This window comes from Paraburkholderia atlantica, from assembly GCF_009362785.1.
Lineage (GTDB): Bacteria > Pseudomonadota > Gammaproteobacteria > Burkholderiales > Burkholderiaceae > Paraburkholderia > Paraburkholderia atlantica.
Genome location: NZ_WHNQ01000032.1, coordinates 1 through 21,600 on the forward strand (window position 1 = coordinate 1; position 21,600 = coordinate 21,600).

Consider the following 21,600-nt stretch of genomic DNA (forward strand, 5'->3'; position numbering starts at 1 on the left):
GCCGCGATTCAACATCGCGACGATCGAGCCGATGATCTCGAGATGGCTCAGCTCTTCGGTGGCGATATCGAACAGCATGTCCTTGCGCCCGGGGTCTTCTTCGGCAACGGCCTGCGTGAAGTAGCGCATCGCGGCGGCCAGTTCGCCTTGCGGCCCGCCGAACTGCTCGAGCATCAGATTCGCAAGCCCGGGATTGGTCGTGCCGACGCGGACCGTGTATTGCAGCCTTTTGTTGTGCATGAACATCGTGACCTCCATTGGAGTTGGTACTGTGGGTCTTCCATCCGCCGTGCCACGCATGCGGAGCGCCGTTCGTCGCGAGCGGCGCGTGGATCGCCGCGCATGCCGCGTTCCTGGCCGGCTCTCGCATCGCGTCGTTGGCCGGCCCGCGATGGCGTGCGCAGTGGCCGATGGCGTCTACCCCATGCCGCGCGCTGATCGTCATCGGCATGTCCGTGGCCTTCGGCATATGGACAGCCGGCATCGGTTGGAGCAGCATGGTCGCCTGGGGAGGCTTGAAGCAGCGGGCGAATGCACCAGGAACTTGCATGTGAGCGAGGCACTCGACTCAGATACTCGCGCTGCTACGCGCACGAGCGAGGCAACCAGTCGTCCTACTGCAGGAGGAAACAAATGCTGACGCAGAAAACCAAGGACATCGTAAAAGCGACAGCCCCGGTTTTGGCCGCGCACGGCTATACGATCATTCAACGTTTCTACAGACGGCTCTTCGAAGCGCATCCCGAACTGAAAAACGTTTTCAACATGGCGCATCAGGAGCAGGGGCAGCAGCAGGAAGCGCTCGCGCGCGCCGTGTACGCGTACGCCGAGAACATCGAGGACCCCGGCAGCCTCGCCGCGGTGCTGCGCAATATCGCCAACAAGCACGCGAGCCTCGACGTGAAAGCGGAGCACTATCCGATCGTCGGCGAACATCTGCTCGGTGCGATCAAGGACGTGCTCGGCGACGCCGCGACCGACGACATCATCTCCGCGTGGGCGCAGGCATACGGCAATCTCGCGGACGTACTGATGGGCATGGAGTCCGAATTGCACGAAACGCGCGCGGCGCAGCTCGGCGGCTGGACCGGATGGCGCACGTTCGTCGTCAAGGAGAAGCGGCCCGAGAGCAGCGTCATCACGTCATTCATTCTCGAACCGAAGGACGGACAGCCGGTCGCCAACTTCGAGCCGGGCCAGTACATCGGCATTGCGGTCGACGTGCCCGCGCTCGGCCTGCAGCAGATCCGGCAATACAGTTTGTCCGACGTGCCGAATGGCCATAGCTATCGGATCTCGGTCAAGCGCGAGAGCGGCGAGGCCGGGCGGCCGGCGGGCTATGTGTCGTCGCTGCTGCACGATCACGTGAAGGTCGGCGACGAGGTGAAACTGGCCGCGCCGTACGGCACGTTCTACATCGATGTGCATGCGAAGACGCCGATCGTGCTGATCAGCGGCGGCGTCGGTCTGACGCCGATGGTCAGCATGTTGAAGCGCGCGATTCAGGACCCGCAGCGGCGCGTCGTGTTCATTCATGGTGCACGCAACGGCGCGGTGCACGCAATGCGCGACCGTCTGCAGCAGACCGCCGCCACCCAGCCGAATTTCCGCGCGATCGTGTTCTACGACGCGCCGCTCGATACCGACGTGCAGGGCCGCGACTACGACAACGCCGGTTTCATCGACCTCAGCAAGCTGCGCGACGAGATCCTGTTGCCCGACGCCGACTACTACATCTGCGGTCCGGTTCCTTTCATGCGGCTGCAGCACGACGCATTGAAAAACATGGACATTCACGAGTCGAAAATTCACTACGAGGTGTTCGGACCAGATCTATTCGCTGAATGACGCATACGGCGCGTGCCGCGCGACGGCTGCCGCGGAATCGACAAGCTGGAATGCAGTCACCGAGACGGGGAGTGCGGCATGAAAGTGCACCATCTGAACTGCATTTCGACCTGCCCGTTGTGCGGCATGCTGTTCAACGGGCAACCCGCATCGTTGATCCGCCGCGGGCGTCTGGCCTGCCATTGTCTGCTCGTCGAAAGTCCGGCGGGGCTCGTGCTCGTCGATACCGGTTTCGGTCTGCGCGATGTCGCCGATCCTTATTCGCGCCTCGGCAAATTCTTTTTGAGGCTGCTGAAGCCAGAGTTCCGGAATGAAATGACGGCGATCAGGCAGATCGAGCGGCTCGGCCTCGACCCGGCCGACGTGCGCCACATCGTGGTGACACACCTCGATTTCGACCATGCGGGGGGGCTCGACGACTTTCCGCATGCGACCGTGCATATGCTCGCGAGCGAGCGTCAACACGCGGCACAGCAGAAGACCTGGCTCGACCGGCAGCGCTACAGGCCGCAGCAGTGGTCGTACCAGAACATGTGGCGCGTGCATTCGCCGCAATACACCGAGCGCTGGGAAGGCTTCGCGAAGGTCCATCCGATCGAGGAACTCGCGAGCGAGATCGCACTAGTGCCGCTACGAGGCCATACCTATGGTCACGCGGGCGTCGCGGTGCACGGCGACGGCGGCTGGTTGCTGCTCGCGGGTGACGCCTATTTCGACACGGGCGAACTCGACCCGGTGCGTCCGCATTGCGCGCCCGGCTTGCGCTTCTATCAGTGGATGCTCGAAAAGGACCGCGCGGCACGACTGTACAACCAGCGCCGACTGCGCGATCTGGCGAAGCGCGCGAGTCCCGGGTTGAGGATTTTTTGCAGCCACGACGTCGACGAATTCGAGCGGCTTGCCGGCCGTTCGGTGGCGGTGCCGGCGGAGCAGATGGCGGGATGATCGGGCGACACGCGTTTCGCGTAGCGAACTGTCCGCGGCGCAGGGCTTACGGACAGCCTGCGGTGCGGACGTGTTTCCTATACTGATCTTGTCCTCCGCTTGGACTCGTGGGGACAGCGTTCTCAAATGCGCTTGCGGCGACCATGCCGGGTAAAGGCTGGTCGCTTTTTTTGCGAGCGCAGTCTTCATCGATCGGGCCGCCGCAGCAGCGCGGCCGTGAGCAGGCCGGCGCCGAGCACCACGTAGACGTTGGCGAGCGAGCGACGCGACAGGTGCGCCTCGAATCCCGGCGTGAGCCTGTTGGGCACCACCTTGTAGTCGACCACATACGCGCTTGCCACGGTCGCGGCGGCGGCTACCGCGGTGGCGCCGGGCCGTCGTGACGGGACAGGGCCGGCCATCCGGTCAACGAGCTGCTCGAACAGCAATGCCCAGAAGATGGCGGCCGCCTGATGGATCGCGAAGCCGGTCACCGTATGGCGGATGCTGAAGCCGCGTTCGCGCAGCGCGCGTTGCGGCCACATGGAGTGGGTGACCGCATTGATCGGCGCGAGCGGGCTGCCCGATGCGTCGGTGGATGCCGCCGAGGCCGTCGCCGCCGACAGGCATCCAGCCAATAGCCCCGATGGGACGGCCCGGCGTAGCGTCGCACAGGCGGCCTGATACCACGGCGAACCGATTTTGTACTCGCGCATTTTCATGGCAGCGCTCCAGTGCGGGCGCGCAAACGCACGCCCGATGATCGCGGACAGAGGTATGCGCAAGGAGCAGCATCGCGCGTTCCGCACCGACGGGACGGCGCATCGGCCGGAGCCGACTGCGCCGATTTCCCCCACAGTCAGTGCCTTAGCTGCAAGTGAAACTGCTTGCCGAGTTCACGTCTCCGCTCGTGTAGCGGGCCACCTTCGGATACGCGCAGAGCGGACGCGTGCGCCCGGCACCCCAACTGGTCGGCACTTCGCTATTCGGAATCGCGTTGCTGGTGTCGCGAGCCGTCGCGATGACCCGGTTCGGCGCTTGCCCTTGCTCGACCCATGCCACCATCGGCGTCAGCATGTCGAACTGATCGGCCGTCGGACCGCCGCTGCAGTGATTCATCCCTGCTACCGTAAAGAGCCGCGCGAAATTGCTCGCGTCTCCCCCACTAGCCGTCGACAAGCGCTGATACCAGTCGGTCGTATCGTTCGACGAGAACACCGGATCGCTCGTTCCGTGATAGACGATCAACTTCGCGCCCCGGCTCCGCAGACCGCTCAAATCAGTTTCGTTCGGCGGCGTCATGAATGACCACGAAGACTCGGAATAGACCCCGCTCGTTGCGAAGATCTTCGGCGCATCACTGTCCATGCTGAAGTTCAGACCGTAGGCACCCATCGAACTGAGGATCGAAGCGCTTTGCGGCGGCGACGTAAACACGAAGGCTGCCGCGGCCGGATCAAGACTGATGGAATTGCCTTGCTTCCACGCGGCCCAGCCTGATCCGCTGATACCGACGTCATACGGAAAGCTCGCATAGAGCGCCGTACCAGCGCTGTTTTTCGCCCCAGAGAACATGTTTCCAACGGCCAGCTTTTGAGCCGCCGTAAGACAGCTGCCGTCGCGACCATTGCTCGAACACGTCGGTACGTCAGTGGCCAGATTGAAGTTCGCCTGGCACGCTTTGATGTCCTGGACCATTCCGTCCGCCACACCATCGAGCGAATCACACTTCGCGATGATCTTCGATGCGATCAGCTGCCTTTCGGTAGCCGTCAAGCCGGTGGTGATATCGGCAATGCCGGACGAGGTCGTACCGGTCGCGACGGTAGCGAGCTGTTGCGCGCTCCACAACTCCCCGATCGCCGCCTTCGGCAAATGAAAACCGGGGTCACCGGCAATGATGCCGTCGTAATCCGCGAAAGATCTGGATGCGGCGACCATCGCATGACGGCCGCCGTTCGAGCAGCCTTCGAAGTAGCTGCGGTCGGGGCCCTTGCCATAGGCCAGCCTGATCACCTGCTTGGCCATCGGCGTCAGCGTAGCAACGGCGTTATAGCCATAGTCGAGACGCGCCTGGGGATCGAGACCGAACAGCGGGTTTTGCGACCCGGAATGACCGGCATCCGAACTGATCACGGCGAAGCCCATGTTAAGAGCGTTGTTCAGCGGGCCACCGCCACTGAGCACCCCCGTAGCTGGTGTCACATTGCCGTCGAGACCACCGTTGGCCTGATAGAAAAAGCGACCATTCCACGCGATTGGCAGCCGCATTTCAAAACCGATCGCATAAGTCTGGCCGTCGACGGCGCTCGTGCGTTGATTCATTTTCCCTTCGATCACGCAATGTTCTGGGACGGACTTTCCCGCCACCTTGAGCGTTCCTGCCGGCACGTCGGTGACGGAGGTGAAGGTCGTGTTGGCAAACGTCAACCTGGCGGCGAGCGCGGCGCAGTCTCCCGACAGCGTCGCGGGTTGTGCCGCGGACAGCCGAGGCAATTGCGTCGCATTGGTGGAGAGCGAGTCGGAACCGCCGCCGCAGGCCGCCAGCATCGCGGACACCGCCGATACGCACAGAGCAATTGAGGTTCGTTTCATTTGCGACCCCCATCAGAACATGTGTTTGATGCCGACCATCACGCCCGTTTGACCCATGCCCGCGCCCGGCGTGGTTCCGCTACCGCCGCCACTGACCGAGTAGCGCGCCTTCGCACTGTTCGCCAGATACGCAGCCTGCGCGTAGACCGACGAACGCTTGCTCAGCAGATAGGTGGTGCGTAACGTTCCCATCGTGGCGCGGGTATCGTGGTCGCTATTGATGACGCGAAACACTTCGCCATCGAGGAGGAATGCAGGCGTGACCATGTATGAAGCGCCGAGGAAGAACAGGTCCGAACGGATATTGGGTACGGCCGGCGACTGGGTCACAACGCGGCGTCCAATCCAGCCTGCGCCGATCTTCGCGCCTGCGTACTGTGCATAGGCGCTCAGTTGCGTACGGGCGTCCTTGTCCGCGGCGTTGATCAGAGGTGTTGGCGCAATACCGTCGAAGAAGTTGGCGGCTGCGGTCGCGCCGCCGCGTTGCTCCTCGTACGACGCGGCAGCGCCGAAATATTGCGAGTCGTACTTGAGCATTGCGGACCAATCGCGGCATTCCGTGGCGTGGCCCGGAACGGAGCCGGCACAGGTTCCTTGTCCCGGCGAGTTGCCGGTACCCGCAGCGTCCCGTCCGAATGAATAGCCCACGCCCAACGTGAAGCCTTTGTACGAGCCGAGATAGGTGATCGAATTGTCGGTGCGCGCGTTGGGCACATAGGCATCCAGCGAGCCCATGCCGTAAATGTCCGGACCGATGATGTCGGCGCCTTGAATCGCCAGATAGGTCATCGTGTACTGACGGCCGAACGCGAGCGTCCCATACGGGCTCTTCACGCCGACGAACGCCTGGCGTCCAAACAGCCGGCCGCCCTGTCCAGAACTGCCGTCGCGAAGGTTGAAGCCGCTTTCGAGAGTGAAGACAGCGCTGTAGCCGCCGCCTAGATCTTCGTTGCCACGCAACCCCCAGCGTGAGGGGAACTCTCCGGTAACGGATGGCATGCGAACGATGCTGTCGCCGTTCGCGTTCGCGTGCGACACATACTCGATCCCTGTGTCAACGATGCCGTACAACGTGACGCTCGATTGCGCCAAGGCTCCTGCGCTCATTGCGCAGAGCGCACCGAACATGAGGACGTGAGTCGACTTCAATTGCATGGTGATATCTCCGGACCTGTTGTTTGCTTTTTTTGTTGAACTGCGGTTGTGGATCTTGGGTACGACTCGGTCTTTCGCTCGGGGCCGGCGCAGCAGCATGTGCATGGCTGCTTAATATCAGGTGGGCTGATATTGTGGATAAAATTAAGCGCGTCCTGAAAGACGCGCCCGTCCGTCCGTCGTGATAGTTCCGTATTTGATATCAGGCACCCTGACAACGCAAGCGCGAAGTGTTCGGTAGATTCCCTAGGGTTCGGAGGCGCGGAATTGGCCGCTATCGAAAAAGTGAACGGGCCGGTCGAGCGGTGTCGGCTAATGTCGGCAATGCCGGATTGTCGATTTCGCAGGCGATCAGCCGCGCCGCAGCGCCACTCGCTTCGTCGCCGAGCGCGGCACGGTGAAGAAGCGAGCGCACGGACAGTTCGCGCATGCCGCTGCGCACCGCGAGGTTCAGCATCTCGTCGATCCAGGCCGATGCTTGCGGCATGGCGTGCGCGACCGCCAGACCGCACAGCACATCGAGTGCGTAGCCCTTGCCCCAGAGGTAAGCATCGGGAAGGCGAGAGCTACGCGCAATCGCGTCGATCAGGATTTCGACGGCGCGTCGCGGTTCACCTCGCGCAATCGTCACACGTCCGATGCCGCGACCGGCGATGCCTTCCCAGCAGGGGTCACCAAGCTGACACCCTAGCGCGAAAGCATGTTCGAAGCGCTCAGCGGCGCGGTCCACGTCGCCGCACGCCAGATCTACTTCGGCTCGCAAAGATTGGGGCCACGGCACAAGTGCAGTCCAGACCTGTTGCGCGAGCTTGACCGCTCGATCGAGTGCGTCGCCTGCTGCCTGCACGTCGCCGCACAGTAGTAACGCGCGTCCCGACATCGACAGCGCGAAAGCGAGTTGCTTGAGGTCGCCGACGTTGTCGGCGAGCCTCTCGGCGTCGCGAAGGGTCGCGATCGCCGCGGCATAGTGCGCGGTGTCGCTGAGCGCAGATCCGCGCACAACAGCGATGCGCGCCTGTTCTGCGCGATCGTCGCCGGCGAGCGGCACCGCTTGTCGTAGAAACACCAGCGCCCGCTGATAGCGGCCGCGCAGAAACTCGATATAGCCCAGCTCGCGGCAAGCGGCCGCCGCGTCTGACGGCGAGGCGTCCTGACCGATCGCAAGCGCCTCGTGCAGCGCCGTGGCGCCTTCCTCGTCGCGCCCCCGCGCGGCGTGCACGAGCGCGCCGCCTAGCGCAACGCGCGCACGCGTACGTAATGCAGCATCGCCGATGGCGTCGGCGTCGACGATCCCCCGCCGCAGGCATTGCAGCCCGGCATCGAGCGCGCCACCGCAGATCGCGGCCTCGCCCGCCGCAATCTGCGCCACGGCCGCGGCGCGACCGGTAGCAGGCCGGGCGGTCGGTGCGGCAGTGGCGGTTCGTATCGCGGCTTCGAGCGTCGCGCCCGGCTGCACGCCAAGTTCGCGCTCGAACAGGTCGCGGCACGCAGCAGCCTGGCGCGCGGCCCCTACACCGTCGCCCGCAGCGGCGAGGCAGCGCACGAGCAGCGCCTGAAAGTTCTCGTCCAGTGGATTCTGGCGCACCAGCCGACCGGCCAGATCAGCCGCCTCGGTTACGGCGCCGGCGGCCAGGCGGGCCAGCGCGGCCTCGCGCAAGACCGCCTCAGCGGTCGCCTGAAAGTGCCGCCGTTCGGCCGCGAGCCAAACCTCGAACGTCGGGCTCCCCGAAAAGCGCTTCCCTTCGAGCAATTCGCGCTCGAGACCGGGCACGCACAGCGCTTGCGCCCATGTTCCTTCGGCCACCACGTCGATATCGATGTAAGTCGCCGGCGCTAACGAAAGCTCCGGCATGTCGCCGCGCAAGCCCGCGGTGCCGAGCAGGCGTCGGAGTTCACTCAGATTCCAGCGTAGTGCGGCCAGCGGGTCATCGGCGTCCTCGAACAGAAGCCGCGCCAGTTGTTGGCGACTCACGCGGATATCGCCGCGAATCAGGTACGCGAGCAGGCCCCAGACCTTGTGGCCGCGCGGTGCCGGCACTACCTCGCCATCCCGCTCGATTCGCGGCGCGCCGAGAAGGTGGATCGCAAGGCCCATGAGTCGCTCAGCGCTCAGGGCCTGCAGGCGGGCAGGGGTGCATCAGGCTTCGGCGGTCGTCGGATCGATGATTGTCATGGCCTGTGCGACGCTGTCTGCCGGAAATCCGCCGCGTCGCGCATGTTCCCTGACGAGTTCCTCGCTCGCTGCGTTGTAGACGCAGTAGATCTTGTCGCTTGTCACGTAACTTTGCACCCACTGAACGTCAGGGCCGAGTTCCTGCAGGATGCTGCATGACTTCTGAGCGATGGCGCGCAATTCAGCGGCCCTGGAAGCCCCGATTCCGGGGATGGCTCGTTCTATAACGAATTTGGGCATGACCGACTCCGTTCAAGTAAAGGGAAGCTTCAAATTACGCGGCATGCGTGTGAGCGAGCGTGTGAGGAAGCCAGTCGCGGCAAACTGCGATCGATTCTGAGACCGGCCATTCGACGCGAAGCTCCTAAGCGCGACGCGCGGAGGCGACCCACTGTACAAAGGTGCGAATTGCACTGGACGTCGCATGCTCCGCGAGATGGGCGACATAGAAGCCGTAGCCAGGCAACGCCAACGGAAGCACTTTCACGAGCGCACCGCTCAGCAATGCCCGCTCCAATACGATGTCGCTGCACAAAGCGATTCCCTGGCCGGCGAGCACAGCGTCAATCGCATGGAGTTCTTCCCGAAAGCTCAAATCTCGCTTGCTGCGAAGAGGCGTGAATGCGGACACCGGAACACCCGAAGCAGAAAACCAGCGCGGCCAGGAAGGTGCGTCGGGATCTCCGTTCGTCCACTCGTAATGGATCAGAGGAAATCGAAGCAAGTCCATCGCCGCAATTGGGCGTGTATTTTCTGCCTTAAGCAGGCCGGGGCTAGCGACAGGGTAGAACGCATCTCGCGCGAACTCTTTACATACCAAACCTTTTGGCGCCGCGTGTGCGTAGCGTATCGCGACGTCTGCTTCGCCCGCGTCCAGGTCGAGGACCGCATCGGTACCGATAATCTGCAGCGGAATATCGGGGTGAGACTCGTGCCATTGCGACAGCCGCGGAACCAGCCAGCGACTCGCGAAGGCGTTCGGGCTCGTGATCCGCAACGCGATGGTGCCGCCCATTTCCGCGACCGTGGAAAGCGCATCCGCGAACGAATCGAAGCCCGTGCGCAGCGCTGGATACAGAAGTTGTCCGGCAGCGGTGAGTCGAATGGGCCGCGGCCGACGCGCAAAGAGTTGCCGGCCACACGCTTCTTCCAGCGTGCGGATCTGGTGACTCAGAGCAGTTGGCGTGACGTTGAGTTCTTGCGCGGCGTCCTTGAAACTGCGATGCCGCGCAACCGCCTCGAACGCCTGCAGCGAACGCAGAGGAGGCAACTTTCGCATCTGTTCAGTCTAGATGAAATTCCCTCATCTAAAAGCTGAATTCTTTCATTTTGCTTCGGCGCGTGGAGAGTGCAACCATCGAGCGACCGAACCTTGAAATTCGGCTCAGTGCCAGCGAGCGCGAGGGAGGCAAGATGAGCACCCAAACAACGTCGTCACATATCCTGAACGGCGAAAGCCACGCTGCCTCGCGTCAGGTCGAGCAATTGCGTTGCACGCTTCGCGGCACGCTGGTCATGCCTGACGATCCGGACTACGACGACGCGCGCCGGGTGTGGAACGGGACAGTCGACAAGCGGCCGGCAATGATCATCTATTGTGCTGACGCCGACGACGTGGTCGCAGCCGTGCGCTTTGCCAGGTCGATTGATTCGCGGGTCGCGGTGCGCAGCGGCGGCCACAACGTGGCGGGTCTTTCGGTCTGCGATGCCGGTATTGTTATCGACCTCTCGCGGATGAAGCAGATTGACGTCGACGCCGATCGGCGCGTGGTGCGCGCGGAGGCCGGCCTCAAGCTCGGCGAGTTCGATCGGGCCACATTGGCCCACGGCCTCGCGACGACAACAGGTGTTATCAGCGACACGGGCCTTGCCGGCCTGACGTTGGGCGGCGGTTTCGGCAAGCTTGGCCGTAAATACGGGTTGACTTGCGACAACCTCGTCGCCGTCGAAATGGTCATGGCTGACGGGAAAAAACTGCTGGCGACCGACAGCAAACATCCCGACCTGTTCTGGGCCGTGCGGGGCGGTGGCGGCAACTTCGGCATCGCGACAGCTTTTTACTTACGGCTCCACCCGCTGGACCCCGAGCTGCTCGTTTGCTCGTTGCTATACCCGTTCGAGCAGGCACGCGCCGCATTGCGCTTTTATGATCAATTTGCGCGCAATGCGCCGGATGAGGTGAGCGCGGATGCTGCATTCGTCACCAATCCTTCCGGCGAGCGATTCTTCAGCATAACGGCTTGCTATGTCGGTGCGCCCGAGGCCGGTCGACAGGTTCTCGAGACACTGATGGAGTCCGGTTCATCCGTCGACCGCCGCCTCGAGCGCTTGCCCTATCTCCAGATTCAGTCAAATGGTGACGGGGCGTTTCCGCGGGGCCGGAGGTACTACTGGAAGGCGCAGTTCCTGAAAGAGATCGACGACGGCGCGATCGACGCGGTATTGGGTGCCTATCAACGTTCGCCTTCGCGGTCATCGCTGCTGGTGTTTCAGCATGTAGGGGGAGCCATTGCCCGCGTCGCCGGGTCCGCGACCGCCTACCAGCATCGCGACGCCTGCTTCGACTGCTTTCCCGTTGCCATGTGGGACGAACCAGCAGAAGATGCGGTGAACGTCCAATGGGCGCGCAGCATATGGGAAGCGCTAAGGCCGTACTCATTCGGCGGTGTCTATGCAAACAACCTCGGTGATGAAGGCGACGAACGCGTGAAGGAAGCCTATGGCGACAATTATTCGCGGCTGGCTTCCATCAAACGCCAGTACGATCCCGACAACTTCTTCCGCATGAATCAGAACATTGCTCCTGCCTGAGTACCTTCACGCGGCGTGCAATAGTCGGCGATCGCAACATTCCCCGTAGTTGGAGCGGGAATGCAGGATGCGAGAGCCACAGAACTTGTGTTGCCGGCGCTGGGGAGCGAACAACCAACGAATCGGCTTGGGCCCCGGTATGAAGCAAACAGGATGCTGCTATGAGTAATCTGACTGAAAGCGTCGCACGACACGTTGTATTTGCTATTGCTGGGTTCTCGATGTGCAGCGGCGCCGCCAGTGCTGCCTGCCCCGCGTACGTGGAACTGTCTTCCGGCACCGTCTTCGATCTGGCGAAGCTGATCGCAGACAATGGATCACCGTCGGCAGCGCTGGAAAAGGCTCGCGCCGATCTTGCGCAAGTGAGCCGCGCCGGGGAATGTTCAACGATCGAGCACACCCGTCGTCACGCAGAGTGCGTGGAAATCGTCGAAGCGACCCACAGAGCAGTAGCTGCTTTGGAACGTTGTGCACGGTAATTCGCCTCGACGCGTGCTCCGGTCCGAGCGCCGGCCATTCGACTACGCTATGGTCCGGCGCACTACGCTTCTCTAGTGTCAAAGATCAGAAGATCTACACCTGCCTGCGCGAAGTTGCCGAGGTCTGCCGCAGTCGCCTGTCCTTCGGGCGAGTCAAATGCCGACTTGATGGCGTCGACCGAGTCGAAGCGAAGCATGGCGACGAGATGGTAAGGCGAGTCGCCTTGCGCCAACACCACCGGCCCCGCACTGATCTCGTAACTTTTCAAGCCCGGCAGGGTCTTCGCCAGTGGCGCATGGGTCGACGCGTAATAGTCATCGAACGCTTTGGTATCGATTGGTTTTTTGTAAAGCGCGACAAGCTGGGCCATGGTTCTGTCTCCTGTAAGTGGACCTTGAAAGGATGGTTTGCTTCTCGAACTGGGCGCAGACGCGTAACACCGTCTGCCGTCGAGCCGATGGACAGCTCGTTGAGTCTATGACACCCCCGCGAGAGTTCAAGCCAGCTCTGAGTGCTGCCGCTCAGTGAATCGCGCAATGCGTCGATCAGCTCGGGTCGTGTCAGTTGCTCCGCTGGTGGCTCAGCGATTTGCCCGACGCCGCAGCCGGGAACATGACGTGCTAACCCATCAAGACTTGATATTTCTTGACCAGACGGGTGGACTCATGAGCAATGAAGCCAAAAGCGCTGCATATCCGTACGCATCGGGTGGATGGGGTTCCGTCAAGGCGGTCGCGACGATCCTGCTTCGTGAAAAAGCACCGCTGAAGGATAGCCAGGTTCTGATGCATCAAAACAAGCCCGACGGTTTCATGTGTGTCAGCTGCTCGTGGGCGAAGCCGGCCGATCCGCATACGTTCGAGTTCTGCGAAAGCGGCGCGAAAGCCACTGCGTGGGATCTGACGGCCAAACGCGTAACGCCGGACTTCTTCGAGGTCCACACCGTCAGCGAGCTTGCGAAGTGGCATGACCACGATCTCGAGGAAGCGGGGCGGCTGACCGAGCCGCTGCGCTACGACCCGGCCACCGACCGCTACGTGCCAGTGTCATGGCAGCAGGCATTCGATGCGATCGGCGCCGAGCTGCGCACGCTCGACCCGGACAGCGTGGTGTTCTACACGTCGGGCCGCGCATCGCTGGAAACCTCGTACATGCTGCAGCTTTTCGCGCGCATGTACGGCACCAACAATCTGCCCGACAGCTCGAACATGTGCCACGAGAGCACCAGCGTCGGGCTCAAGGAAGCGATTGGCGTGGGCGTCGGCACGATCTCGCTCGACGACTTCGAGAAGACCGACCTGATGTTCTTCTTCGGCCAGAACGTCGGTACGAATAGCCCGCGCATGCTGCATCAGTTGCAGGAGGCGCGCAAGCGCGGCGTGCCGATCATCACGTTCAATCCTCTGCGCGAGCCGGGGCTGCTTCATTTCGCAAACCCGCAGTCACCGGTCGACATGCTCACACCCACCGATACGCAGATCAGCACCCAATACCACCAGGTGAAGACGGGTGGCGATACCGCCGCGATCCTCGGCATCTGCAAGCTCGTCATCGAAGCGGACGATCGCGCGGTCAGCACGGGCGGCGCGCGCGTCGTCGACGTCGATTTCATCCGCGAGCATACGAACGGCTACGAGCCATTTGCGCAGTACGCGCGCGCGGCGAGCTGGGACGACATCGAGCGTGTGAGCGGCTTGCCGCGCGCCGCGATCGAAGCGGCCGCCGACGAATACATGAAGGCGAACGCGGTGATCATCCACTACGGCATGGGTCTCACGCAGCATCGGATGGGCGTGCAGAACGTGCGCATGCTGAGCAATCTGCTGCTGTTGCGCGGCAATGTCGGCAAGCCGGGCGCGGGGCCGTCGCCGGTGCGCGGCCATTCGAACGTGCAGGGTCAGCGCACCGTCGGCATCACAGAAAAGCCGGAACTCGCGCCGCTCGATCAGCTGGCCAGGCAGTTTTCGTTCGAGCCGCCGCGCGAGAAAGGCATGAACATCGTCGAGGCCTTCGAGGCGATGCTCGACGGCAAGGTCAACGCGATGATCAATCTCGGCGGCAACCTCGTGCGCTCGGTGCCCGACCGGGTGCGCACCGAACCGGCGTGGGCCGCGCTCGGGCTGACCGTCAATGTGGCGACCAAGCTCAACCGCAGCCACCTGGTGCATGGTCAGCGCTCGTACCTGCTGCCGTGCCTGAGCCGCATCGAGATCGACCGGCAGGCGGGCGGCGCGCAGGCGGTGTCGATGGAAGACAGCACGGCGCACTTTCACGGCTCACGCGGCATGGTCGAACCGGCCGCGGCGACGATCCGCTCGGAGCCGTTCATCGTCGCGGGCATCGCGAAGGCGACGCTCGGCGAGCGCTCGAGCGTCGACTGGGATGCATGGCGCGACGACTATTCGCGCGTGCGGCTGGAAATGGCGAAGACGTGGCCCGAGATGTTCGCTGATTTCGAGGCGCGCATGTGGACACCCGGCGGTGTGATACGGCCGCTGCCCGCGCGCGAGCGCAAGTGGAAGACCAGCAGCGGCAAGGCCGAATTCATGGTGCCGACTTCGATCGGCGAAGATCCGGACATGCCCGAGCGTGAGCCCGATTCGCTGCGCTTGATGACCCTGCGCAGCGACAGCCAGTTCAACACGACCATTTATGGCCTCGACGACCGCTTCAGAGGCATCAAGGGTTCGCGCATGGTGATCCTGATGAATCCCGCCGACATGGAGAAGCGCGGGCTCGCGCACGGCGACCGCATCGGCCTCGAGACGATCGCGGACGACGGCGTCGAGCGCCGCGTCGACGGGCTGAGCGTCGTGCCATTCGACGTGCCGCAGGGTTGCATCGGCGGCTATTACCCGGAATGCAATCCGCTGCTGCCGCTGTGGCACTACGCGAAAGAGAGCAAGGTGCCGGGCGCGAAGTCGATTCCGGTGCGCGTGCTGGCGGCCACGCGGTGATTAGCGCTTCGGGTGCAAGCAGAAACAAAAAGGCCGGCATCGTTACCTGTGCCGGCCGCTGAATTACACCCGGGCAGCGCGTGAAGGGCATGATAAGCGCGTGCCCACCTTCATGATAGTCGCGCCAGCGGCGCGTAGCACGTACGCCGCCTGTTGATAAAGCATGAGTTGCGTACGGTACCCGGATCGGCAAGCTTGCAAAGGGCGAGAGGTTTCGCGTGTAGTCCGATGAGGACAGTTTCCGGCCGAAAACGGCTATCGGAGATGCGCCCAGGCTGCCTCGCAAATCGCGCGACGCAAATGGTCCCGAACGGGCCGCCGTCGCGCGCGCAGCGTGATCAGTAGTGTCCGTTACCCAGCAGTTATGAACATCCTACGAAGCCGCCTAGTATTCGTATACTGCGACGTCCCCACGGATTCGGGGACAGCGTTTCTCTAGAAGCGCTTATGGCGATCACGCCGCAATGTCGGCTGATCGCCTTTTTTCACGGTAATGCTCGAAGGAGGCTTGCGCATCGGATTTGAAGGCAAATAACCCGAAGGTTGGGGGAGACGATGACAGAACGCATTGAAGATGTGCTGGTGGAGACGATCAACGTAAGCACCGAGATCAGGGTGCGAACCTCAGCGCTAGCCAAAATGGAAGGAAGCCTCGCCCTGAGTGACGAGCCCCTGCTGCGCGATGCGCTCGATACGACTCGGCGCGAGCTGTCGCTGCTGCATCAGCTCAAGGGCGAGCTCATACACCGCTTGCAGGCACTGGAAAACGGCGGTCGGGACGGAGCGGCCGACAATCGTCCGATGCCGATCCCTTGAGGTCCATGCGCCGCGTCGGCGTCCCTGGCCGATTGCGGTGCGTCGCGGGTCTGCGGCATGCTCACTGACAGGCATATCGAACGAAACCTGAAGGAGCAGACCATGAGCGCAACGCAGCCTTCCGTGCAACAGACGCCCGCCAACGACGACACGGACCTGCCGAACATGCCGGGCCAACCGGAGCCGCCAACCACTGAAGACCTCCCCGATCTGCCCGAGCCGCAGGAAGTGGGCGAGGACGGTTGACGCGGGCAGCCGCGGACCCTACCGCGGCCCATGCCTCACGACCCACATCACATCCTCGGCAGCGAGGGGGCGCGTACCGCCTGCTCGCGCTGCGACGGGGCGCGTGCTTGCGCTCCGCGATCGGAGCGACCATGAACGATCGTCGAACTGTCGATATCTACCGGTACGACCCGGACGCCGACGAGGGCCCGCGTCTGCAGCAATACGACGTCGAACTGGGACCCGGCGAGCGCATTGACGAATCTCGAAGACGCCTACCGGCTGTTTCGTTGCCGCACCATCATGAACTGCGTGGACGTGTGCCCGAAGGGGCTGAATCCAGCGCGCGCGATCGGCGAAATACGCACGATGCTCACGCGTCGCACGGTGTGATCTCGAGACGGCATGGCGATTGCTGTTTTACTGCGCTACGAGACTGCCAAGGAACCGCAATGACCCCCCAGGACTGTATCGACGCGCTCGACCATTGCGCGAGCGCCTGCACCCGGTGTTACTCCGCATGCATCGCGGAGCGGCATATCGATGAAATGGAAAAATGCATCCGGCTCGACATGGATTGCGCGTCGCTGTGCCGGTTGACGTCGGAGGCCCTCGCGCGCGACACGCAGTTCATGCGTGATTTCTGCGACCTCTGCGCGCGCTTGTGCGATACCTGCGCCGACGAGTGCGCGCGTCATCCGGCGCAGCATTGCCAGGATTGCAGCGATGCGTGTCGCCGTTGCGCGGAAGCGTGTCGCGCGCTATGACGGCACACGGGTCCCCGCGCGCCCCGCGACGCCCAACCTTCAGCGCCGTGGCTTCGAGCCCTTCCAGCTCGACTTGCGCGCGAACTCGACGAACGAACCCAGATAGTCGAGCGACGCATCCGCATCGCGCGTGCCGAGAAAAATCTGCTTGGCGATGCCGGCCTTGCCGAGCTTCACGCTGACCACCGGCATACGGTCCGCGTATTCGTCGGCGAGCCAGCGCGGCAGCGCGGCGACGCCGCGATTGCTTGCGACCATCTGCAGCATGATGTCGGTGGTCTCGATCGTTTTGTGACGGCGCGGGGCGACGTCGGCGGGGCGCAGGAACAGGTTGTAGATGTCGAGGCGATCGGTGTCGACCGGATAGGTGATCAGCGTTTCATCGACGAGCTGTTCGGGCTCCACGTAACGCGCGTTGGCCAGCCGATGCCCGTCGGCCACCACCAGCACCTGCTCGTAGTCGAACACGGGTTCGAAGCTGAGGCCGGGCCGCTTCAGCGGATCAGGCGTGACGAGCACGTCGATGTCGTAGCCGAACAACGCGCCGATGCCGCCGAACTGGAAGCGCTGCTTGACGTCGACATCGACATCGGGCCAGCGCGCGAGGTACGGCGACACGACCTTCAGCAGCCACTGATAACACGGATGACATTCCATGCCGATGCGCAGTGTGCCGCGCTCGCCGTTCGCGTACTGCTTCATGCGCGCTTCGGCGTGCTCGAACTGCGGCAGCAGCCGGTCAGCGAGCGACAGCAGATACTGGCCCGCCTGCGTGAGGCGCAGGTTGCGGCCGTCACGGTCCCAGACCGGCGTGCCGAGCTGCTGCTCGAGCTTCCTGACGGTATGGCTCAACGCTGATTGCGTCAGATGCAGCGCACCGGCTGCCGCCGTGAGCGAGCCTAGCCGGTCCACTTCGCGGATCAGGGTGAGATGAAAGCGTTCGAGCATGACGGGGTATGAGATTCGACAAAGTGCGACGCGTATCGTAGCGCGATTATGCGGTCGGGCTGCAAAACTGAAAACGTAACGCAGCCGACGCCGAGGGCATTGAGCGAATACCTACTGCTCGAAGCCAGTCGAAGAACTGGCTCCGAGCACCCGCCTCGTCATTGCGGCGCGTTCGCGTCTAGCGCCGTGGACCAGGTCTGGAAGTCACTGAGTCACGTTCAAGTGAGCATCGATCGAAATGGGACCGTACTTCGAGGAAAGATCGAAGTTTCGGGTATTGCCGGATGTGAGCGCGGGATACGGGCAGGCGGGCGAGCACGTCTGCGTACCGGTCTGATCGACGCCTGCGGAAATTGTCGCCGCATATGAGCCCGACTGAGCATACGTGGCCGGGCCATTCCAGAATCCGACGACGTTATCCCCAACCCCTGTGCCCTGCGAGGTAAGTTCGGCCTGCGTCACGAGCGGCGCAACGTTCGCCACGCGGACGCCGGACGGGAGCGAGTGGCCCGTCCGGTCGGCCTACCTGGCGGGGAGATCGAGCATTTCACGCGCTTTGGCCGCACTTGCCACCGGCCGGCCATATTCGCCACACAAAGCGGCTACCCGTGCAACGAGTTGCGCATTGCTCTTTGCCAGCGTGTCCTTGTCCCAGCGCACATTGTCTTCGAGGCCAGTGCGGCAGTGCCCGCCCATTTCGAGAGTCCAATGATTGACCTCCAACTGATGCCGTCCGATACCAGCGGCGGTCCATGTTGCATCCGGCAATAGCGTCTTGAGTTGCTGGACCTCGAACTCGAGAATCTCGCGACGCGCGGGCAGTGCATTCTTCACACCCATCACGAATTGAACGTGCACAGGAGACTTCAGCAGCCCTTGCTGGACGAGATCTGCCGTGCTGTACAACATCGCCAGATCGAAGATTTCGATTTCCGGCTTGACGTCGTAGTCGAGCATCGTTTGCGCAAGCGCGCGCACGAAGTCCGGCGGATTTTCATAGACGGTCGTCGGGAAATTGACGGAGCCCGTTGCGAGCGACGCCATATCCGGGCGCAGGTCGAGCATCGCGCCGCGTTGCTCGAACGAACGGCCACGACCGCCCGTCGAAAACTGAATGATGATGTCAGGGCAGTGCTTCCGGATGCCGTCCTGAAGTGCGGCGAAACTCGATCGGTCGGAACTCGAGTTCTCCTGTTCGTCGCGCACGTGCAGATGAACCAGGGATGCCCCGGCTTCGTACGCTTCCTGGGTGCTTTCGATCTGCTCGGAGATCGTGATCGGCACGGCGGGGTTGTCCTTCTTGCGCGGAACTGAGCCCGTGATGGCAACGGAGATGATGCACGGTTCACTCATGGCTAACACTCCAGTTCCAGAATTTCGTATTTTCCAAGTCTAGTTCAAACGGGTGCAACTGATAGTGCCGAGGAAGGGGACAAGCCCAGTCACACCGGAGCGCTGCCAGAGGGCTAAACTTATTTATCAGCGTCTGTTCTGTTCGCCAACGCTGTTGGCCTTGGTCGCTTCAGACGTCGGTACGCTGGTATGACGACCGCCTCGGAGGCGCCGTGTTCCGCCGGATCTTGACTCGCACCTTGCTCCATGCTGCCGTGGTAGCTGGACTTCTGGGCGGCTGTCCGTGGCTCTTGCCAGTTGCGATTGCCGCCGACACCGCGTCACCCCAGCCCGCCGAGGGGAAGTTGGTTGCACCGGCCAATGCGGCGACGCCATCTGATTTTCCCACCATCGTCGAGCGATACGGACCGGCTGTCGTTCATATCCGCGCAACGGCTCCAGAGAAGCAGACGTCGGCGCCAGCCCCCGAGGACATCGGCCCTCACGATCCGATAGCCGCGTTTTTCAGCGGCGTTGCGCCGCAATCGCCGGAGCCGCAACGCAATATTGCTCGCGTGACAACGGGCACCGGCTCCGGTTTCATCATCAGCCCCGATGGCCTCATTCTGACCACCGCTCATGTGGTGGATCAGGCGGATCAAGTCACGGTCAGCCTGACCGATCGGCGGGAGTTCAAAGGCAAGGTGCTCGTCGTCGACACAGATAGCGACGTTGCGGTGATTCAGATCGATGCTGCGGCGTTGCCGGCCGTCAAGCTTGGTGACTCGTCGCGCGTGCGCGTCGGTGAACAGGTGCTGACGATCGGATCGCCCGACCGTTACCTGAACACCGTGACGACTGGCATTGTTAGCGCCACTTCCCGAGTGTTGCCGGACGGCAGCAATTTTTCCTTTTTCCAGACCGAGGTCGCCGCCACTCCCGACAATTCGGGCGGTCCTCTGTTCGATCGGGCGGGCGAGGTGATCGGCATCGACGTGCAGGTTTATCCGGACGTGGGGCGGTACCCAAGCCTGACCTTTGCGATTCCGATCAACCTGGCGAGTAAGGTGCGAGCGCAGTTGCAAACCCAGAGCAATGGCCCGGCGGGCATTCCTGGTGTAGAGGTTCAGGACGTCGGACCTGGGTTGGCGGTGGCCATTGGCTTGCCGCGGCCGGCCGGGGCGCTCGTCAACATCGTCACGCCTGGTACGCCGGCCGCCGCGAGTGGCCTGAAGCCTGGCGACGTGATCACGCAGATTGGCGACAGGACGATCGCTCGCTCGGCCGAATTGGCCCAGTATGCCGCCGGGCTGCAGCCCGGAACGAAGACGACGCTCACGCTGATCCGCAGCCAAAAGCCGATGACGACTGAAATCATCGTCGGCGCGGCCGGCGAAATCCAAAGCGCCGTGCAAATCCCTGGCGCAGCGTCGAATCCCGGGCCGGCCCAAAGTGCAAGCGCCGCACCAGATCGCCTTGGCCTGACGATGCATCCGCTGAACAACGACGAGAAGCGGGCGAGTGATCTTCCCGGAGGGATGATGGTGGACCAGGTGACTGGACCTGCAGCGGCTGCTGGCATTCGCACTGGCGATATCGTCCTGTCGCTCAATGGCGAACTGATCGAATCCCGGGAGCAAGCGAGCGCTCTGGAAGCAAAGGCGAAGAAAGGGATATCGGTGCTGATCCAGCGTCAAAATGCGCGCCGGTTTGTCTCCGTCACGCTCAGGTGACCGTCGCTGCGTGATGCGCATGCTCAGCACTTGGCTGACGGGCGGCTCAGAACGGAGCTTCCCGTGCTATGTCCACGATCTCACAACTTCATTGGGGTTCGAGCCAGGCACAGTGAATGCTGCACCTGCATGGTCGACGCCAACTATGGGCGGGATCGCGGAGAGGTGCGCCGGACGGCGATTCCGGCCATCAGTTCAGATCGGCCACGAAGATGGCGGGCGTTTTCATAGCTCAAAGGCTTAGCATAGAAAAGCTGGTACACGGCTCTCCATTGCCGTGGCGGAACCGTGGGCGAACAGGCCGAACCGCGGCTCATTTCGATGAGCACTCCGGAAGGGGACGGCAGATGAACGTAGTGAATGGAAGGACCAGGCGAAACGATCCGAAGCGCGTTGGAATGTTCAGGCAGGCCGGGCTTCGGCGTTCGGGTGCGGGTAGGCCGAATGCAGACATCGATACCGCACAGCCTTCGCGAGGCCGACGTCTTGCGCTTTGGGGTGCGTCGGCAAGCGCGTTGGCTATCGCGGTCATGGGTGTGGTCGCGCACATCGATCGGTTCGACGATGATCAGGCGCTCGGGATCATCGAAACCACGTCACCAGCGGAACACACGACTTGGTCTGGGCATGTCGCGCTGCCGCCGTCGCCTCCCACTCAGCCAACCGCGGTTGGCACTGCTGAACTCGCCCCGCCTGTGTTTTCCGCTCCGTCCGATGATGGCGCCAAAGCTATTCCGGATTCTGCTGCGCCGCAGTCGGTTACACGAAGGCCCGATCAAGCGGGCAATGCCGCCACACCGAATCGCCGCCATTCGGCGCCGTACGTGAGACCAATC

19 protein-coding genes and 1 pseudogene are annotated in these 21,600 nt (G+C 62.8%); 10 read left to right on the top strand and 10 right to left on the bottom strand.

Features of this window, described 5'->3' with window-relative positions; genetic code table 11:
• Positions 1–246: manganese catalase family protein (locus GCT19_RS31650; RefSeq protein ID WP_193727468.1), on the bottom strand; the 246-nt coding region annotated here is incomplete at its 3' end.
• Between the two features lie 387 nt (positions 247–633).
• Here GCT19_RS31650 and hmpA point away from each other — a divergent pair.
• Positions 634–1,848: an NO-inducible flavohemoprotein gene (hmpA, locus tag GCT19_RS31660; protein ID WP_152854112.1), complete on the top strand. Its 1,215-nt coding sequence runs from the start codon at positions 634–636 to the stop codon at positions 1,846–1,848.
• 78 nt (positions 1,849–1,926) lie between these two features.
• Positions 1,927–2,793, top strand: a complete 867-nt coding sequence (locus GCT19_RS31665) for an MBL fold metallo-hydrolase (protein WP_152854113.1) — start codon at positions 1,927–1,929, stop codon at positions 2,791–2,793.
• A 185-nt stretch (positions 2,794–2,978) separates the two neighbouring features.
• Here the strand turns inward: GCT19_RS31665 and GCT19_RS31670 are convergent, their stop codons facing one another.
• The 6 genes from GCT19_RS31670 to GCT19_RS31695 all read right to left on the bottom strand — a co-directional run bounded on the left by GCT19_RS31670 (position 2,979) and on the right by GCT19_RS31695 (position 9,974).
• The gene (locus GCT19_RS31670) at positions 2,979–3,494 is read right to left on the bottom strand and encodes a hypothetical protein (RefSeq protein ID WP_013094020.1); all 516 of its coding nucleotides are present in this window, start codon (positions 3,492–3,494) and stop codon (positions 2,979–2,981) included.
• A gap of 145 nt (positions 3,495–3,639) precedes the next feature.
• Positions 3,640–5,367 carry a tannase/feruloyl esterase family alpha/beta hydrolase gene (locus tag GCT19_RS31675; RefSeq protein WP_152854114.1) on the bottom strand — a complete coding sequence of 576 codons (1,728 nt, stop codon included), beginning with the start codon at positions 5,365–5,367 and terminating at the stop codon, positions 3,640–3,642.
• A 12-nt stretch (positions 5,368–5,379) separates the two neighbouring features.
• Entirely contained in the window at positions 5,380–6,522 is a 1,143-nt protein-coding gene (locus GCT19_RS31680) for a porin (RefSeq protein WP_026228615.1), read from the bottom strand.
• 274 nt (positions 6,523–6,796) lie between these two features.
• Positions 6,797–8,617, bottom strand: coding sequence for a BTAD domain-containing putative transcriptional regulator (locus GCT19_RS31685; RefSeq protein WP_152854115.1), 1,821 nt, complete (start codon positions 8,615–8,617; stop codon positions 6,797–6,799).
• Between the two features lie 42 nt (positions 8,618–8,659).
• Positions 8,660–8,935, bottom strand: coding sequence for a DUF4242 domain-containing protein (locus tag GCT19_RS31690; protein WP_152854116.1), 276 nt, complete (start codon positions 8,933–8,935; stop codon positions 8,660–8,662).
• A 124-nt stretch (positions 8,936–9,059) separates the two neighbouring features.
• Complete coding sequence (locus tag GCT19_RS31695; protein WP_018435050.1) at positions 9,060–9,974, bottom strand: LysR substrate-binding domain-containing protein; 915 nt, start codon at positions 9,972–9,974, stop codon at positions 9,060–9,062.
• A 134-nt stretch (positions 9,975–10,108) separates the two neighbouring features.
• Here GCT19_RS31695 and GCT19_RS31700 point away from each other — a divergent pair, with 134 nt between their 5' ends.
• Positions 10,109–11,506: an FAD-binding oxidoreductase gene (locus GCT19_RS31700; protein WP_152854117.1), complete on the top strand. Its 1,398-nt coding sequence runs from the start codon at positions 10,109–10,111 to the stop codon at positions 11,504–11,506.
• A gap of 161 nt (positions 11,507–11,667) precedes the next feature.
• Positions 11,668–11,985, top strand: coding sequence for a hypothetical protein (locus GCT19_RS31705; RefSeq protein ID WP_152854118.1), 318 nt, complete (start codon positions 11,668–11,670; stop codon positions 11,983–11,985).
• A gap of 62 nt (positions 11,986–12,047) precedes the next feature.
• On the opposite strand, the gene GCT19_RS31710 is transcribed toward GCT19_RS31705, so the two are convergent.
• On the bottom strand, positions 12,048–12,356 hold the full coding sequence (locus tag GCT19_RS31710) for an EthD family reductase (RefSeq protein ID WP_152854119.1): 309 nt from the start codon (positions 12,354–12,356) through the stop codon (positions 12,048–12,050).
• Positions 12,357–12,651: 295 nt separating this feature from the next.
• Between GCT19_RS31710 and GCT19_RS31715 the strand changes: the two genes are divergently transcribed.
• From GCT19_RS31715 to GCT19_RS31735, 5 genes and pseudogenes are all read left to right on the top strand, one after another.
• The gene (locus GCT19_RS31715) at positions 12,652–14,943 is read left to right on the top strand and encodes an FdhF/YdeP family oxidoreductase (protein WP_152854120.1); all 2,292 of its coding nucleotides are present in this window, start codon (positions 12,652–12,654) and stop codon (positions 14,941–14,943) included.
• Positions 14,944–15,498: 555 nt separating this feature from the next.
• Positions 15,499–15,759, top strand: coding sequence for a hypothetical protein (locus GCT19_RS31720; protein WP_152854121.1), 261 nt, complete (start codon positions 15,499–15,501; stop codon positions 15,757–15,759).
• A 102-nt stretch (positions 15,760–15,861) separates the two neighbouring features.
• Positions 15,862–16,005, top strand: coding sequence for a hypothetical protein (locus tag GCT19_RS31725; RefSeq protein WP_013094027.1), 144 nt, complete (start codon positions 15,862–15,864; stop codon positions 16,003–16,005).
• Between the two features lie 225 nt (positions 16,006–16,230).
• Positions 16,231–16,377: pseudogene (gene sdhB / locus GCT19_RS31730) on the top strand (succinate dehydrogenase iron-sulfur subunit); the annotation flags it as partial.
• Positions 16,378–16,436: 59 nt separating this feature from the next.
• Positions 16,437–16,751 (top strand): four-helix bundle copper-binding protein, encoded by a 315-nt coding sequence (locus GCT19_RS31735; RefSeq protein WP_013094029.1) that lies wholly within the window; start codon positions 16,437–16,439, stop codon positions 16,749–16,751.
• A 39-nt stretch (positions 16,752–16,790) separates the two neighbouring features.
• Here the strand turns inward: GCT19_RS31735 and GCT19_RS31740 are convergent, their stop codons facing one another.
• Both GCT19_RS31740 and GCT19_RS31745 read right to left on the bottom strand, forming a co-directional pair.
• Positions 16,791–17,699 carry a LysR family transcriptional regulator gene (locus tag GCT19_RS31740; RefSeq protein ID WP_018435057.1) on the bottom strand — a complete coding sequence of 303 codons (909 nt, stop codon included), beginning with the start codon at positions 17,697–17,699 and terminating at the stop codon, positions 16,791–16,793.
• A 522-nt stretch (positions 17,700–18,221) separates the two neighbouring features.
• Positions 18,222–19,052 (bottom strand): BKACE family enzyme, encoded by an 831-nt coding sequence (locus GCT19_RS31745; RefSeq protein WP_018435058.1) that lies wholly within the window; start codon positions 19,050–19,052, stop codon positions 18,222–18,224.
• Between the two features lie 212 nt (positions 19,053–19,264).
• Here GCT19_RS31745 and GCT19_RS31750 point away from each other — a divergent pair, with 212 nt between their 5' ends.
• On the top strand, positions 19,265–20,764 hold the full coding sequence (locus GCT19_RS31750) for a trypsin-like peptidase domain-containing protein (protein WP_184246157.1): 1,500 nt from the start codon (positions 19,265–19,267) through the stop codon (positions 20,762–20,764).
• Positions 20,765–21,600 lie beyond the last annotated feature (836 nt).

Coding starts and splice junctions, on each gene's coding strand:
- hmpA (WP_152854112.1), top strand. CDS start 634: ATGCTGACGCAGAAAACCAAGGACATCGTAAAAGCGACAGCCCCGGTT.
- GCT19_RS31665 (WP_152854113.1), top strand. CDS start 1,927: ATGAAAGTGCACCATCTGAACTGCATTTCGACCTGCCCGTTGTGCGGC.
- GCT19_RS31670 (WP_013094020.1), bottom strand. CDS start 3,494: ATGAAAATGCGCGAGTACAAAATCGGTTCGCCGTGGTATCAGGCCGCC.
- GCT19_RS31675 (WP_152854114.1), bottom strand. CDS start 5,367: ATGAAACGAACCTCAATTGCTCTGTGCGTATCGGCGGTGTCCGCGATG.
- GCT19_RS31680 (WP_026228615.1), bottom strand. CDS start 6,522: ATGCAATTGAAGTCGACTCACGTCCTCATGTTCGGTGCGCTCTGCGCA.
- GCT19_RS31685 (WP_152854115.1), bottom strand. CDS start 8,617: ATGGGCCTTGCGATCCACCTTCTCGGCGCGCCGCGAATCGAGCGGGAT.
- GCT19_RS31690 (WP_152854116.1), bottom strand. CDS start 8,935: ATGCCCAAATTCGTTATAGAACGAGCCATCCCCGGAATCGGGGCTTCC.
- GCT19_RS31695 (WP_018435050.1), bottom strand. CDS start 9,974: ATGCGAAAGTTGCCTCCTCTGCGTTCGCTGCAGGCGTTCGAGGCGGTT.
- GCT19_RS31700 (WP_152854117.1), top strand. CDS start 10,109: ATGAGCACCCAAACAACGTCGTCACATATCCTGAACGGCGAAAGCCAC.
- GCT19_RS31705 (WP_152854118.1), top strand. CDS start 11,668: ATGAGTAATCTGACTGAAAGCGTCGCACGACACGTTGTATTTGCTATT.
- GCT19_RS31710 (WP_152854119.1), bottom strand. CDS start 12,356: ATGGCCCAGCTTGTCGCGCTTTACAAAAAACCAATCGATACCAAAGCG.
- GCT19_RS31715 (WP_152854120.1), top strand. CDS start 12,652: ATGAGCAATGAAGCCAAAAGCGCTGCATATCCGTACGCATCGGGTGGA.
- GCT19_RS31720 (WP_152854121.1), top strand. CDS start 15,499: ATGACAGAACGCATTGAAGATGTGCTGGTGGAGACGATCAACGTAAGC.
- GCT19_RS31725 (WP_013094027.1), top strand. CDS start 15,862: ATGAGCGCAACGCAGCCTTCCGTGCAACAGACGCCCGCCAACGACGAC.
- GCT19_RS31735 (WP_013094029.1), top strand. CDS start 16,437: ATGACCCCCCAGGACTGTATCGACGCGCTCGACCATTGCGCGAGCGCC.
- GCT19_RS31740 (WP_018435057.1), bottom strand. CDS start 17,699: ATGCTCGAACGCTTTCATCTCACCCTGATCCGCGAAGTGGACCGGCTA.
- GCT19_RS31745 (WP_018435058.1), bottom strand. CDS start 19,052: ATGAGTGAACCGTGCATCATCTCCGTTGCCATCACGGGCTCAGTTCCG.